This is a genomic window from Ectothiorhodospiraceae bacterium BW-2 (genome assembly GCA_008375315.1).
Classification (GTDB): Bacteria; Pseudomonadota; Gammaproteobacteria; order Thiohalomonadales; family Thiohalomonadaceae; genus BW-2.
The window spans coordinates 3,818,534-3,833,919 of sequence record CP032507.1; the positions used below are offsets into that span (position 1 = coordinate 3,818,534).

Genomic DNA, 15,386 nt, shown 5'->3' on the forward strand with positions numbered 1-15,386 from the left:
ATAGCTATAACTTATTGCTTTTTAAAAGTGACTTTTTTAGCGGGAATGACTGGTTGCTCTAGTCGCTGCAGCGCCGGTTGGATTAAGTTGGGTTCAAAGATAGCCCGATAGATACCCTTAACATTGAGAATAGAGAGCATCTCTTGTCTCTCATACCCCATATCAGGCTGCACAATATATTGAACCAACCCCTCCTTCGAACGCATCATTTTTTCATAAACACTTAAAGAACGCACAGGAATTTCTGGGCTATCCATCACCCTATCGACGACTAAACCTATCAGTTCGACATTATGATAATCATCTTGAAACTTGGTCACAACAATAGAGTCACACTCTTTATCGTACTTATTATCCCCTCCGACTAGCGCTCTTAGTGAAACGACAGGAATAGTCTGCTTCATAAACGAGATCAGACCAAGATAGTGTGAGGCTGTTCCCATCACTTTTGTCACCTCCTGCCCGTTAATCGAACAGATAATGGAGTGTGATTCGATGCCATAAAGGCGCTGATTAACCAAAAAGGTCGATATCTCCACCGTCTCCTCCCCTCCGTGAAGTTTAGGATAGAGAAAACTCGTTTTTATATTATAAGGCGTCCCCTCCTGCTGGTTCGGCGTCTGACTCTGACTTACCTCGCCAATCGAAAAAAAGATCAGCGCGACAACATCATTTTTATATATATCACTGGTTTTATACTCACGATAACCCGCGCTCATTTGGGCGCCAACAACATAGTATCCCCCCTCTATCTCGACAATATCTGACAAACTCTCGCCACTATTAAGGGTAAAAAATCTATCATCTAGTTTCAAAATAGAGCCTATCGGATAGTCTGAATTCGTGGTAGCAATAACACTTTTATGACGATCAGCAAAGATACCATAACAACCACGAATCACCTCCCCTCTTCCATCCTTAGGTAGCGCATCGCTCAACATAGCATAGAACTGTGGTTCCGAATCGAAGACTATCGCGATACCGCCAACGGTGCGACCCTCTTTTATATCCGTAATCGCAGCGCCATAGATATAGGTATATTTATCGTTATAGAGATGGCTAGGTTTAAATGGACTCACAGTATAGTGCTGGCTATTTGTAAGCGAGAGCGTTTCGCTAACCCACGAGACCGACAGAGATGTGCCAACTAGCTGAGCCTCTGCGCTATTAGAGACAGCGACAATCTTACCGTTACGATCATAGACAATCAGATTCGTATAGACAGTATAAAGATTATTAATATAGCTAAGTATGTTAGTTATCGTTGCCACCTCTGAAGGGTGTAGCTCCCCTGCTGCCAAAATTTGACGAAAACGGGAAGTTAAAGCCCACCAACGGCAGTCGTTAGCCCTCTCATAAAGATTTCGATCCATAATATCGACCGCCAACATGGCGTGAAACTCAGCATCCTCCAAAAAAGAGGAGATAACAGTCTGATTAAGATTAGCGATAGACTCCTCAAACACCTGTTTAGTTTTAGCTCCCGTATGGGATATCTCGTTCAATAGGCTTTTAGAGAAGGAGTTATCTCCCGTTTTAGTATTGGCAATTTGTACATTACCATTCCATACTGTGACATCTAAATCGCGTTGAATTCTATCTGCCTGACGGGGAATATCCACTAAATCATCTGCAAAGAGTGTCGAGGCACTGACAACCTTTTTCATCATCACACTATTAATTTGCTTTTGAGTTTGATTAACACTCACCCGAAAGGCGGAGTCGAGAGGCACCATAACATGACCAAACCACCCTAAGCCGGTAAAGCCCTCATACCCCCGAGTTGCGCAGGTTTTAGCCAAATACTCTCTCCCCGCAAAATGGATAATCTGATAGGGTTTATCGAGAACTTTTGGCAACGAGCAGCCGCACGGAATATGGTAGGGATCGCTAGAGGCGATCACCTCCCCGTCACTATTTAGCAGCGTGATTTCAGCCCAATCCTCCTCATCAAGAAGGTTATTAAAGACCCCCTTCATCTCATTTTCAAAACGAAACAGCAGGCACAGTACGCCTAATACCGGTGAACCTGCGTCATTACTCTCAGTAACTCTGTAAGCATAAATCAGCGCACGCCCTTGGTTAGGAGAGATATCAGAGTAGCGATAGACCTCAACATAGTCGAGAGGGGTTCTAACCGCCTCATCAAGCAGAGGATCTTCTGAGTGTGTGAGCGGGTTATTATGATCTAGTTGAGCTAATAGCGTACCCTCTTTAGAGAGCAGAACAATATTGTGATAAACAGAATATTTGGAAACATACTCATTAAATCTATTGGTTATCTTAGATAAGAGCGTCTGTTTTCTGTTTTGGTCTAAATGACTACCTCTCATCTCTTGTATAAAAGCGCGAATATCATCATCAGTCGCTAAAAAACCGATGTCAGCTGTGCGTTCAAACAGATTTCTAATCACAATATCGACGGCAACCTGAGCTTTTGCCTCCATCTCTGAAGTGAGTTTATTGAGCGTTTCGTTCGTTAATCGCTCTAACAGTCTGTCGGTCAAACTCTGAAATCCTTTTCTAGTCTCTGTCATATCCATACCAATATTGGACATCTGCCCTAAAAGCGTCAATAGATTCCAACGCTCTGAGAGAGTAGTTAGCGAGGCCCTATAGGCCTCAACTTCTGGCATTTTTGAGATAAAATAATTTATATTCATAATAGGTTGACTTTATAATTTAGTTAAACTTATTAATTAAGCAAATGCCATACCTATTTTTTAATATATTTTATATATCAATCTTATTCTATCTATTGACTCTCCATAGAGCTAGGCTAATTGTCCACTTCCCGACACAATCCGACTATTGAATAGTCGCCGTTCATTCCCTCTCAATAGAGCGGCGAAATCTATGCAGCTGCGTTTTGCGAATTTTATCTAGGTGCAGATTGTAGATATCGGCGGGAAAGAGAAACTCGGCCACCCCACTATCAAACAGCCGTCTGACTTCATACTCATCATGGGAGATACCGCGCTGATAGCGGTAGTTAAGATAGGTCTGATTAGTGTGAATAATAAACTCGACCCGTAATCCACCGAGGCGGGCAAAAAACTTTAACATCGGCGTGCTAGAGCTACTACCGGTAGAGGTCGCGTGATATCTCCCCCCGGTAAGGGTATCGCTAATATCCTCTAGCACCATCACCGAGTCGTGTCTTACCGCCGCTTTAGTCAGATGGCGCATAAAGCGCTTAATATCGGCGATACTATCGAGTACAGCCATCAACCCTAACTCATCATCGACGGCGACAGCAGGATTTTTCTCATTTTTACGCAACAGCTTGATAATTTTTGCCGCTGCATCCTTTTTTCTAACCGAGACATAGACCGGGATCTGACGCTCCCCTTGCTGAAACAGCCGTCGTTTGATGAGAGTAACCTTCTCCCGCTCTCCTCGGCGCTGCGGTGGATGGTTAATATCACTCTCGATCACCTCAACACTCTCACAGCTAAACTCCGTTTCACTATGGGTGCTATGGAGCCAGGCGGTCTCTACCTCACCAATTTTTAATCGAGGCGTCCAGACATAGCGGTTAAGAAAATTTAAAAAGGCAGCAAACTTATTTTCGATATCGGTTTCGCGCTCCCGTTGATCAATGGAGGCGGCTAGCCCCATGAGGACTAACTTGCGCTTAGCTTCAAAACGAACTTTTTTATCGTAACGGCTATCAAAGATCAGTAGCAGCAGCTCGATCGGGTTATGAATCGTTTCGATTTCGTTACTAATCTCAATACTCGATTCGTAACCGTTAAAGACTCGCTGTTGCAGGTGGTTAATCACCTCATCGGCACTCGCAGCATAGCGATAGATACGGTTAGCGATCTCCCTATGCTCCCCCTCAATCGCATAGAGATTAGCCAACAGGGCGTAGGCGCGTTGGGTACGGCCAGCTAGCTGGCTACTCTCAGAGAGCAGTGGGTGGATTTCGGCAAACGAATCAATCTGCAGCAGATCAAAAATATGGGCTCGAACGGAGCGATATTTGGTCACCGTCACCGGTTCGTGGCAGAAGCGCTTCACCCAAGCTCTGGAGTGGAGAGTCACTATCCGTCCGAAATTGAGCTCATTAGTCACCGCAAAGGGGCCGTTCTGCTTCATGGCGGTAAAGATGGAGTTGTCACCGACAATGCTCATAAAGTACAGACTCCGCAAAGGTTGCAATAGGGGGGACTATTTTACCGATGATCGACGATTTTTTCGAGCTATTGCCTCGTCAGCAGAGAAGTCTCCTCGGTAGTCAATCGCGTAGATGCCCGCGCCCTCGAAACCGATCAAGTCGGCCATGGGGATAAGAACAGTTTAACCGATCTCATCCTCCGCCCTAGCGCGCCCCCTAATGCCCGCTAACCAGCGGTCAAGATGATCTGCGAACGCCTTTCTATCGTTCTGACTCAGCGGGGGGGGGCCACCGGTCTGCACCCCACTCGCTCGCATCGTCTCCATAAAGTCACGCATATTGAGTTTGGCGCGTATATTACCCGCTGTCATCCAGTCACCGCGCGGCGAGAGGGCGTTCGCCCCCTTGTCGATCACCTCGGCAGCTAGCGGAATATCGGCCGTAATCACAATATCGCCGCTATCTACCTGTTGAACTATCCAGTTATCGGCAATATCGAATCCAGCACCCACCCTGTGCAATCCGATATTGGCCGCTCTTGGCACAGTTATCGCGTGATTCGCCACTAACTGCAACGACACGCCAGTCCGTTTGGCTGCTCGAAACAGAATCTCCTTAATCACAACCGGACAAGCATCGGCATCGACCCAGATAGCGGGTCGCCTATGCTCAATGATTCGCCCGATGCTCAATCAGATCCTCAACCACAGAGGGATCGGCCAGCGTAGAGGTATCACCTAAGTTATCGAGCTCATTGGCGGCAATTTTGCGCAAAATTCGCCGCATAATCTTACCCGAACGGGTTTTCGGCAGCCCATGCGCCCACTGAATCACATCGGGTGAGGCGATTGGCCCAATCTCTTTACGCACCTGCTGTACCAGCTCCTTTTTCAGCGCATCGGTCGGTTCAACCCCAGCCACGGGAGTCACATAGCAGTAGATACCCTGCCCTTTAATATCATGTGGAAAACCGACCACCGCAGCTTCAGCCACCGCCGCGTGCAGTACCAGCGCCGACTCGATCTCAGCCGTGCCCATACGGTGGCCAGAGACATTGAGCACATCATCCATCCGCCCGGTAATCCAGTAGTAGCCATCCTCATCACGACGGGCGCCATCGCCGGAGAAATATTTGCCCGGATAGGTCTTAAAGTAGGTATCGATAAAGCGTTGGTGGTCGCCATAGACCGTCCGCATCTGGCCTGGCCACGGGCGTAACATCACCAGCGCCCCTTCGGTAGCCCCCTCCAGAATCTCGCCGCTTTGCGGATCGACTAGCGCCGGCTCAATCCCAAAGAAGGGTCGAGTCGCCGAGCCCGGTTTCAGCGCTGTCGCTCCCGGCAGCGGCGTAATGAGATGGCCGCCAGTTTCGGTCTGCCACCAAGTATCGACAATCGGGCAGCGCCCCTCGCCGATAACATTGTAGTACCACTGCCACGCCTCAGGATTAATCGGCTCACCCACTGTGCCTAACAGCCGTAATGAGCTGCGGCTAGTCCGCTTTACCGGCCCATCGCCATCACGCATTAACGCCCGAATCGCAGTCGGGGCGGTATAGAAGACCGACACCTGATGCTTATCGACCACCTGCCAGAAGCGAGAGGTATCGGGGTAGTTCGGCACCCCCTCGAAGGAGAGGGTCGTCGCCCCATTAGCCAGTGGCCCATAGACCAGATAGCTGTGACCGGTCACCCAGCCGACATCAGCGGTACACCAATAGACATCCCCCTCTTGCAGATCAAAGGTATATTTAGTCGTCATCGCCGCATAGAGCAGATAGCCACCGGTCGTATGAAGCACCCCCTTCGGCTTACCGGTAGAGCCGGAGGTATAGAGGATAAACAGCGGATCTTCAGCGTCCATCGGCTCCGGCGGACAGTCGGCAGCGACCAGAGCCATCGCCTGGTGATACCAGATATCTTTCGTCTCATCCCAAGCGATATCGCCGCCGGTATGTTTGACCACCAAGACGGTAGTAACGGCAGGACACTCGGTCAACGCCTTATCGCAGTTCGCTTTCAACGGCACATGCTTACCTCCGCGCAGCCCCTCATCAGCGGTAATCACCACGCGGCAATCGGAGTCGAGAATACGATCTTTGAGCGATTCGGGCGAAAAGCCACCAAAGACAATCGAGTGAACCGCCCCGATACGGGCACACGCGAGCATGGCATAGGCCGCCTCAGGAATCATCGGCATATAGATGCAGACCCGATCCCCTTTAGCCACTCCACGAGCTTTAAGGACATTGGCCAGCTTGCTCACTTCGGTGTGGAGCTGACGGTAGGTGATCTTCTTATCGACCGATGGATCATCCCCCTCCCAGATAATCGCCACCTGATCGCCGCGCTGCTCTAAATGGCGGTCGATACAGTTGTAGCTAACATTAAGCTTCCCCCCCTCAAACCATCTAATATGCAGATCCTCTTCGGCGTAGCTCCAGTCGAGCACCTTATCCCAAGGCTTATCCCAACTTAAAAACTGCTCAGCCTGTTCGCCCCAAAAGCCCTCGGGATCGTTAATTGAGCGGTGGTACATCTCTGCATAGCTCGCCTCATCAATTAAGGCAGCCTTAGCAAACGCAGCAGAGACGGGGTAGATTTTCTCATCGGCCATAGATATAGCGCTCCTCTTGTAGTCAGTCGGTTATCAAATCAACCGCACCAATTTTACATGAAACTGTGTCAGGCGTATGAAACTAAGCCCTCATTTTGCAAAAAAAACGCCCCCACCGCCCCCTCCCTCCCTCCATGACTATTCAGTCATGCACAATTTTTGTCGATTAAATATAGCCATGAGACTACTCATGCAGCGCCACTTATGGCAAGCTAACCCCTATGTCAATACAGAAGAGAGTGACACGACTTGGAGAGCATTAACTATGAAGATTAACCTGCCGGTTAATGAACGCGAAATCGACTACGACAGCCACACGGAGATTATCTCCACCACCGATCTCAAAGGTCGCATCGACTCGACCAACCAAGACTTCATCGCCATTAGCGGCTATGAGAGCGAGGAGTGCCTTGGCCAGAGCCATAACCTAGTGCGCCACCCCGATATGCCACCCGAAGCGTTTGCCGATCTATGGCACTACCTCAAAGAGGGCAAAGCGTGGATGGGGATGGTCAAAAATCGCTGTAAAAATGGCGACTACTACTGGGTTGACGCCTTTGTCTCGCCGCAATATACCAACGGCCAGATCGACGGCTACCAATCGGTGCGCTTTAAACCAAAGCAGGAGTGGGTAACCCGCGCGAGTCAGCTCTACCAAAAAATAATGCGTGGCAAATCGGAAGATGACAGACGCCGCTCCCAACTAGATGAGATCAAACTACAACGCTTCCCCCTCGGTTTAGGGGGGAAATTAACCCTTGCCACCCTCCTCCCCCTAGTGCCGCTGCTGCTATTTCTGCTGCTTCTCAATCCCCACCAGTGGTGGCTCAGCCTAATCGCTATCGGCACCACCGCCCTCCTGATCTCGTTGATAATCCACTGGCTCATCACACCCATCAAAAAGCTGGCTAACATGTCAGAGCGGCAGGCCAATAACCCGTTAGCCCGCTATATCTACACCGGTCGCAACGATGAGGTGGGGCAGCTCGCCTACGCCTACCTATTCAATACCGCTAAATTGCGCACTGCCATGGGACGGGTGAGTGACTCATCCAATGTCCTAGAGCGCTCCGCCTACGAAATTGCCCACGGCAGCAACGATCTCTCCCAGCGCACTGAAGAGCAGGCCTCCTCCCTACAACAGACCGCCTCCAGCATGGAGCAGATGACCTCAATCGTCAAACAGAACGCCGATAACGCCCGCCAAGCCAACCAGTTAGCCGCCGGTGCCCGCAATCAAGCCGAAGAGGGGGGCAAAGTAGTCAGCCGTGCGGTTGAAGCGATGAAGGAGATTAGCACCTCCAGCAAGAGCATTGGCGATATCATTAGCGTCATTGACGAAATCGCCTTTCAGACCAACCTACTCGCGCTCAATGCCGCCGTTGAAGCGGCTCGCGCTGGCGAACAGGGTCGCGGCTTTGCCGTTGTTGCCGGTGAAGTTCGCACGCTAGCAGGCCGCAGCGCCGAGGCGGCTAAAAAGATTAAAGAGCTCATTAGCGACTCACTCGCTAAGGTCGAACACGGCTCACAACTGGTCGATGAGTCGGGTAGAACGCTGCGTGAGATTGTAACCAGCGTCAAAAAAGTGACCGATATCATGGCCGAAATTGCCGCCGCCAGCCAGGAGCAGGCAATAGGTATTGAACAGGTTAACAAAGCAGTCATGCAGATGGATGAGATTACCCAGCAAAACGCCGCGCTAGTCGAACAGACCGCGGCAGCCAGTGATGAAATGGTCTCTAAAGTGAAGATGCTTTCGGGACTCGTACTGCAATTTAAAATGAATGATGAGTAATTTTTTGGTTACAATAGCGGCGGAGCAGAGTCGAACGCCCGATAACTGCCCCTTAAGATAACCAATTGCACGACACTACAGGAGATAATTCATGGGCATTACTACACAAATATCATCCGATGGCGCACAGATGACGATTAAACTACCCGCTTCGTTTGACATCGGTGTCAGCAAGGAGTTTCGCAACATCAAAAATAGTGCCGCCACCGGCTTAAAAAAATTTGTCATCGACTTTAGCCAGACCGAACACATGGATAGCTCCGCACTCGGTATGCTGCTGCTGCTACGCGAAGAGTTAGGCGGGGATACGGTCAATATTGAGCTGCACCACTGCTCAGAGACTATTCGTGAACTACTGAAACTAGCTCGATTTGACGACCTGTTTACCATTATCTGATCGTCACCCCCCCAATGCCCTCAAAAACCACAGTTCTAGCGGTCGATGACGAGCCACTCAACCTGGAAATTCTGGCAGAGATGTTAGGGGAGGAGTACCGCATTATCACTGTTGAGTCGGGGGAGGCCTGTCTGCAACAGCTAGCACACTCCCCCCCCGACATTATTCTGCTCGATATCAATATGCCCGGTCTGAACGGCATGGAGGTCTGCGCCCGCATCAAGGCCGATCCTAACACCCGACATATCCCCGTACTCTATATCTCGGCACTCTCTCGGCCTGAAGAGATCGAGCAGGGGCTTCGTAGCGGTGCTGAGGGGTATATCACCAAGCCCTTTTATGAGGATGAGCTTATCGATAAACTGGAGACGGCGCTTGGTTAACCCTGATCCCTCAACCGTTGCAACCGTTAACCGCCGCCGCCCCGCCTCGATCTCAAACTAGGAGCGCCTATGTCTGCCGACAATATTCTCATTGTTGACGATGAAGAGCTGAATATCGATATTCTGCAAGAGTATCTGCTCGAAGATAACCCCGACTATAAAATCGATACCGCCTACAGCGCAGAGGAGGCGTGGCAGAAGCTGCAACAGGTTCTCCATACCCCCGCCGAGTTCGATCTCATTCTGCTCGATAGGATGATGGATGGCATCGACGGCATCGAACTGGTCAAACGGATGAGCGAAGTCTCCTCACTGCGCCACATTCCGGTCATACTACAAACGGCCAAAGTTTCCCAACCCGATCTACTCGCAGGGATGGAGGCGGGTGCCTACTACTACCTCACTAAACCGTTCGATGATCGCATCCTCTGGTCGGTAGTCCGCCGAGCGCTACGCGATAGAGAGACCTATAAACAGCTACAGCGCGATATCTCCACCCTAGAGAAGATGATGCTAGCGCTCGATAGCGGCACTTTTCGCTGTCGCGATATCAATAGCGCCCGCAACCTCGCCGCCCTTATCGCTAACGCCTACCCCAAACCCGATAGCGTCATTACCGGCCTACAGGAGCTAATGATTAACGCCATTGAGCACGGCAATCTCCATATCAGCTACGAAGATAAGTCGAGCTACTACCGCGATGGAGTCTGGGAGGAGGAGATTAACCGTCGCCTAGATCTCCCCGAAAATCGGCACAAATATATCACCATTGAGTTTGAACGCAGTGAGGAGGAGATTCGAACCACCATTAGCGATATGGGTGAAGGTTTCGACTGGTCGAGCTACCTCCATTTCGATCCAGCCCGAATACTCGATAACCATGGCCGAGGGATCGCGATCGCCAACAACCTCTGCTTTCATGAGCTACAGTATCAAAACGGCGGCAGTCGCGTCTGTACCATCTTTCGGCTCAACGAGGCGTAGGCCCTGATCGTGTCACTCGATATCTGCTGCTATCAGATCGTACTCGACCACCTAACAACCGGCGTGATGCTACTCGATGAGCACCACACCATTCTCATCGCCAACACCCCGTTAGCCCAGCTCTTTCACCACACGACTACCGCACTTCGCGGCCAGAGCTACCAACAACTCACCGGTCAAGCCACCCCCCCCGATTCAGAGCAGAAGAACAAGTGTTGCCTGACCCTACCGTTAGAGGGGGGAACTCGTCGCACCCTTGAGATAAAACGGCTACCACTCGCGTCCCCCCCCTCCTGCATGGCAGGATATCAGCTACTCACAGCCACCGATATTACCGTACAAAAAGAGCAGCAGAGGCAGAGCGAACAGACTATGCTCGCGCTCATTGATGCAGAAAACGCCGAAAGTCTCTTTATGAGCAACATGAGCCACGAGCTACGCACCCCGATTCACGGTATTAGCGGTATGCTACAGCTCATCGCTAACGAAATTAGCCCCGACTCTGAACGGGGCCACGAATATATTATGCAGGCCTGGAACAAATCACAGGAGCTAACTCGGGTAGTGGACACCATTCTCGACTTCTCCCACATTAGCGCCGCCGACTTTACCCCCAAAGTGGCCCCCTTCTCATTAAACTGGCTGTTAATGGAGCTAATCGATGAGTATCGCCAAGACGCCTCCCACAAGGGGCTAACCCTAGAGCTACAGCACGACACCACACTACCGGAGTGGCTGTTAGGTGATCGCATTCGGCTGCAACAGGTCTTAATCAACCTGCTCTCTAACGCCATCAAATTCACCATTGAAGGTCAGATCAGCCTAGCTACCCACGCCCTTACCAGCGATGAAGAGGGGAGCTGCCGCATCCGTTTTAGTATCAGCGATAGCGGTATCGGCATTGAGGCACAACATTTAGAGTCTATTTTCAAACCGTTCTGGCAGGTCGAACGCACCCGCCAGCGCCGCTTTAGCGGTACCGGCCTCGGGCTAACTCTTAGCGAACAGATTATTCGCAATATGGGCAGTGAACTGCGGGTAGAGAGCGAACCGAACCGAGGTAGCTGCTTCTACTTCGAACTCACCCTCCCCCTCTCCACCACCACCCGCCCGCCATCAACAGCAGACATCGACGCCCTCGTCGAGAGCGATCTGTTCGATGATGATGACACCGAACTATTTACTACCGAACCGGCACCGGCGCCGCGCCACAACAGCCTTAAGATCGCCGATGAGGCTAAAATTGTCCAACTACAGCAGCTAATGGGAGACCGTTTTACCACGCTACTCACCACCTTCTGTCAAGATGCGTCACAAAAAATAGATCGCCTAAAACAGTGTCAAACCCCAGCCTGCCGACACGACCTACTTATTGCTCTAAGAGGCAGTAGCGCAGCGGTCTCTGCTACCGAACTAGAACAGCTCTGCCACCACCATGAGCAGCAGTTACGACAAAACCCAGCGTCTGAAGATGACAGCTATGATAATATCGTCATCGAACTGATTGACGCCCTTGCCCGCTTTGAAAACTACAGCCAAACCTACCTATCGCTATCATCCGCCAGAGAGACTCCATGCCCGTCGTACCACCAAATAGATTAACCCCCCCTAGCATGACCATTCTAATTGCCGATGATGATCTCATTAATCGGATGGTATTAGAGGGGATGCTACTTGAGTCGGGCCATACTGTCCTGATGGCAGAGGATGGACGCAGCTGTATTGAGCGCTTTATTGAGGCGCGTCCCGATCTCATCTTAATGGATGTGATGATGCCGGAGATGGATGGCTACCAAGCCACCCGCCAAATTAAGGCCTACGCTGACGAAATGGGCTTTTTTATTCCCATCATCTTTCTGACCGCCATTACCGATGAGGAGGGGTTAGCGGCCTGTATTACCGCCGGTGGAGATGATTTTCTCACCAAGCCGTTTACGAAGGTGATTTTGCTCTCAAAAATTCAATCGATGCAGCGCCTCTCCCACCTCTACCAGACCATTAACCAACACAAAGAGGAGATGATCGCCGAGCAGGAGACGGCCAAAATTGTCTTTAATCGCCTCATTGAGATGGGCTCTCTCACCCAGCACGACAACTTCAAATATGTCAACTCCTCCATGTCGCTATTTAACGGTGATCTACTCATCGCCTCCGATCTACCCGATGGTAGCACCTGTGTACTGTTAGGGGATGCGACCGGCCACGGCCTACCTGCGGCACTCGGTACCATGCCGGTATTTGATACCTTCTATTCGATGTGCAGCAAGGGGATTGAGCCGGAGAAGATCATCTCCACCTTAAACGATAAGCTCAAAGCACGACTACCGGTGCAGTACTTTATCTGTGCCGCTCTTATCCATATTAGCGCCACCAAAGAGCGCGTTGATATCTGGAACTGTGGTCTGCCCGAAGTGATCGTTTACTCCCCATCGAACTCAAGCATCACAACCAAAGTGACCGCCACCGGCCTGCCGTTAGGGATTCGGGCCGGCGTGGAACTCAAATCGATCTCCATTCGCGTTGAGACCGGCGATCGCCTCTACGCTTACTCCGATGGCATCACTGAAGCGAGATCGCCCGCCGGTGAGATGTTCGGCAAACAGCGACTAGAGGCCTGTTTTCTGCAAAATAGTGCCCCAGAACGGTTATTTGAAGAGATTTTAGCGACGATAGAGCGCTTCACCGCCGGACTCTCACAGGGGGATGATCTGACAATTATCGAAATCTCGCTGTAGAGCAGATCAGTCAACACGCCGCTAGCCTAGCACCAAATCGGTGCACTCCTGCCCTGTAACGAACCATTCAACTCGCTATTGAACGCCATCGCTTAGAGCAGACGCAAACCGTCATTCCCTCTCACTCTCTATAAAATCATAGCGTTATCGGCGCTATGGCGATAGCCAGCCTCTACTGGCACACAATCTGCTTTACCCATACCAACTGGCAGTGACGCTGGTTACCGCTTTCAGGCAGTGCCTGAAATCAAATGTAGGTTGTTATGGGTTTTGGACAGCGGCACCGCCCCCTTAGGGTCACGGTGCCGTCTTTTTTTCCTAATCGTGTTCATCGGGATAGAGGACATCCCGCTCTAATTTGCGCTGCTGAATGATTTTACGCAACTTTTGTAGCGCCTCATTCTGAATCTGGCGCACCCGCTCTCGGGTGATATCGAGATCGATACCGATCATCTCCAGCGTCTGTGCAGGGTAGTTATGCAGTCCGAAGCGGCGCAGCACCACTTGGCGCTGGCGCAGGGTTAAATGGGTTAACCAAGTATCGACCAGCGCATGTAACTCCTGATCTTGTATCACTTCAGAGGGATCGGGCTGTAACTCATCAATCAGCGTATCGGCTAGCGTCAACTCCCCCTCTCCCGCTAACGGCGTATCGATGGAGCTGTTTCGCTCGCTCAGCTTCAACAGCCGCTCGACCTCCTCTAGTGGCTGATCGACCGCTTTGGCAATCTCATCACAGCTCGGCTCGTGCTCAAGCTGCTGCGCTAGCTGCCGCGCTGCTCGCAGATAGGTATTAATCTCTTTTAGGATATGCACCGGCAGCCGCACAGTGCGACTTTGATTCATAATCGCCCGCTCAATCGTCTGCCGAATCCACCAAGTCGCATAGGTCGAAAAGCGAAAGCCGCGACGCGGATCAAACTTCTCGACCGCATGAATCAGCCCTAAGTTGCCCTCCTCAATCAGATCCGGCAGCAGCACCCCCCGATTGGTAAATTGTCGTGCAATTTTGACCACCAGACGCAGATTGGCCTCAATCATACGCTGCCTAGCCTCTCGATCTCCCGTCTCGATCTTTAGCGCCAGTTCGATCTCCTCCTCTGCACTTAGCAGCGACTTAAACCCGATCTCGCGCAGATAGATTTGGATGGTGTTAACCTCGGCACTCATTGTGCCCTGCTCTATGGGGAGTGAGACTTCGCTCTCGATATCTACATCGGTATCGGTATCCATACCAGTTTGAGGCGGCTGTGGGCTCACCACAAACTCACCCACGACCGCCAGCTCAGCCTATCGTCGCGGTAGGTAGCGCATCGGATCGGTCGGTTTACCATTTTTCCGAATCTCAAAGTGAAGTAGCGGCCCACTTTTACGAGTCGCCCCCATCTGCGCAATTTTAGTCCCGCGAGCCACTGACTCACCCTTATCCACCAATAGGCGTCGATTATGTCCATAAGCACTCAGATAGGTCTCGTTATGACGAATAATGATTAAGTTACCATAGCCTAACAGGCCGTTACCACTATAGACTACCACCCCGTCAGCGGCTGCATAGACCTCACTCCCCTCCTGACCATTAATATCGATACCGTTGCGGCGCTGATTAGGGGAGAAGCTCTGCTCTATCTCGCCATCCGCTGGCCATTGCCAGTGAATGTCGTCTAAAAGTCGGGTCGGCTGCGGTTTGATCTCCGCCAACGGCTTAGAGACCAAAGGGGTACTCTCTTTTTTCGCCGGTGTCGGCGTCGGTGTCGGCGTCGGTGTCGGTGTCGGTGTCGGTGTCGGCGTCGATGTTGGCGTCGGTGTCGGCGTCGGTGTTGGCGTCGATGTTGGCGTCGGTGTCGGTGTTGGCGTCGGTGTCGGTGTCGGTGTTGGCGTTGGTGTTGGCGTTGGTGTTGGCGTTGGTGTTGGCGGCGGTGTTGGTGCCGGTGTCGGTTTAGGCGGCGGCTCGACTCGCTCCCTCTCACTGCCAGCCCGTACCGTCACCCTCCCCCGCTCCTCAACCACAGCAGCGGTGACCGTTGGAGCCCCACTCTCAACCCCACTCTCAGCCTCAGCCTTGCCCTCAGCCCCACTCTCGCCTCCAGTCTCTCCCTCAGCCTGCCACCACGGCAGCAGCTTACCATGCTCTGGTGCAGTCATCGCCAAGACTTCTCCCACCCGAATCAGATAGGGGGGCTTAATGCCATTTTCAGCCGCAATATCGCGATAGTCGAGCCCGTAGAGGAAAGCGATTGCGTAGAGAGTATCACCACTCTCTACCTTATGGTAGAAGCGACGCTGGTGATCGAGCATCACCAAGCCGGTACAGCCCGAGAGCAGCAGCAGCAGTGACAGAACTTTGAGCTGCAAC

The 15,386-nt window shown here is 51.4% G+C and carries 12 protein-coding genes and 1 pseudogene; 7 read left to right on the forward strand and 6 right to left on the reverse strand.

Annotation, left to right across the window (positions count from 1 at the left end):
• Positions 1-11: 11 nt before the first annotated feature.
• The 4 genes from D5085_17830 to acs form a co-directional block, all read right to left on the reverse strand.
• A complete protein-coding gene (locus D5085_17830; GenBank protein ID QEP45220.1) occupies positions 12-2,657 on the reverse strand; it encodes a chemotaxis protein CheW in 2,646 nt (881 codons plus the stop codon).
• Between the two features lie 169 nt (positions 2,658-2,826).
• Positions 2,827-4,140, reverse strand: a complete 1,314-nt coding sequence (locus D5085_17835; protein QEP44830.1) for a hypothetical protein — start codon at positions 4,138-4,140, stop codon at positions 2,827-2,829.
• 165 nt (positions 4,141-4,305) lie between these two features.
• Positions 4,306-4,776 (reverse strand): YaiI/YqxD family protein, encoded by a 471-nt coding sequence (locus tag D5085_17840; GenBank protein ID QEP45221.1) that lies wholly within the window; start codon positions 4,774-4,776, stop codon positions 4,306-4,308.
• A 16-nt stretch (positions 4,777-4,792) separates the two neighbouring features.
• Positions 4,793-6,739, reverse strand: a complete 1,947-nt coding sequence (gene acs, locus D5085_17845) for an acetate--CoA ligase (GenBank protein QEP44831.1) — start codon at positions 6,737-6,739, stop codon at positions 4,793-4,795.
• A 76-nt stretch (positions 6,740-6,815) separates the two neighbouring features.
• On the opposite strand from acs, the gene D5085_17850 reads away from it, so the two are divergent.
• The 7 genes and pseudogenes from D5085_17850 (at position 6,816) to D5085_17880 (ending at position 13,033) form a co-directional block, all read left to right on the forward strand.
• Positions 6,816-8,534 carry a PAS domain S-box protein gene (locus D5085_17850; GenBank protein QEP44832.1) on the forward strand — a complete coding sequence of 573 codons (1,719 nt, stop codon included), beginning with the start codon at positions 6,816-6,818 and terminating at the stop codon, positions 8,532-8,534.
• 91 nt (positions 8,535-8,625) lie between these two features.
• Positions 8,626-8,931, forward strand: coding sequence for an anti-sigma factor antagonist (locus D5085_17855; protein ID QEP44833.1), 306 nt, complete (start codon positions 8,626-8,628; stop codon positions 8,929-8,931).
• A 14-nt stretch (positions 8,932-8,945) separates the two neighbouring features.
• The gene (locus D5085_17860) at positions 8,946-9,314 is read left to right on the forward strand and encodes a response regulator (protein ID QEP44834.1); all 369 of its coding nucleotides are present in this window, start codon (positions 8,946-8,948) and stop codon (positions 9,312-9,314) included.
• A gap of 69 nt (positions 9,315-9,383) precedes the next feature.
• Positions 9,384-10,298, forward strand: coding sequence for a response regulator (locus tag D5085_17865; GenBank protein ID QEP44835.1), 915 nt, complete (start codon positions 9,384-9,386; stop codon positions 10,296-10,298).
• A gap of 9 nt (positions 10,299-10,307) precedes the next feature.
• On the forward strand, positions 10,308-11,900 hold the full coding sequence (locus D5085_17870) for a hypothetical protein (protein ID QEP44836.1): 1,593 nt from the start codon (positions 10,308-10,310) through the stop codon (positions 11,898-11,900).
• Positions 11,873-12,259, forward strand: a pseudogene (locus tag D5085_17875) (response regulator). The gene D5085_17870 and the pseudogene D5085_17875 overlap by 28 nt, the downstream one beginning before the upstream one ends.
• Before the next feature lie 6 nt (positions 12,260-12,265).
• On the forward strand, positions 12,266-13,033 hold the full coding sequence (locus tag D5085_17880) for a serine/threonine-protein phosphatase (protein ID QEP45222.1): 768 nt from the start codon (positions 12,266-12,268) through the stop codon (positions 13,031-13,033).
• 318 nt (positions 13,034-13,351) lie between these two features.
• On the opposite strand, the gene rpoS is transcribed toward D5085_17880, so the two are convergent.
• A complete protein-coding gene (gene rpoS, locus D5085_17885) occupies positions 13,352-14,266 on the reverse strand; it encodes an RNA polymerase sigma factor RpoS (protein ID QEP45223.1) in 915 nt (304 codons plus the stop codon).
• Between the two features lie 57 nt (positions 14,267-14,323).
• Positions 14,324-15,385 carry a LysM peptidoglycan-binding domain-containing protein gene (locus D5085_17890; GenBank protein QEP44837.1) on the reverse strand — a complete coding sequence of 354 codons (1,062 nt, stop codon included), beginning with the start codon at positions 15,383-15,385 and terminating at the stop codon, positions 14,324-14,326.
• Position 15,386: the final 1 nt, after the last annotated feature.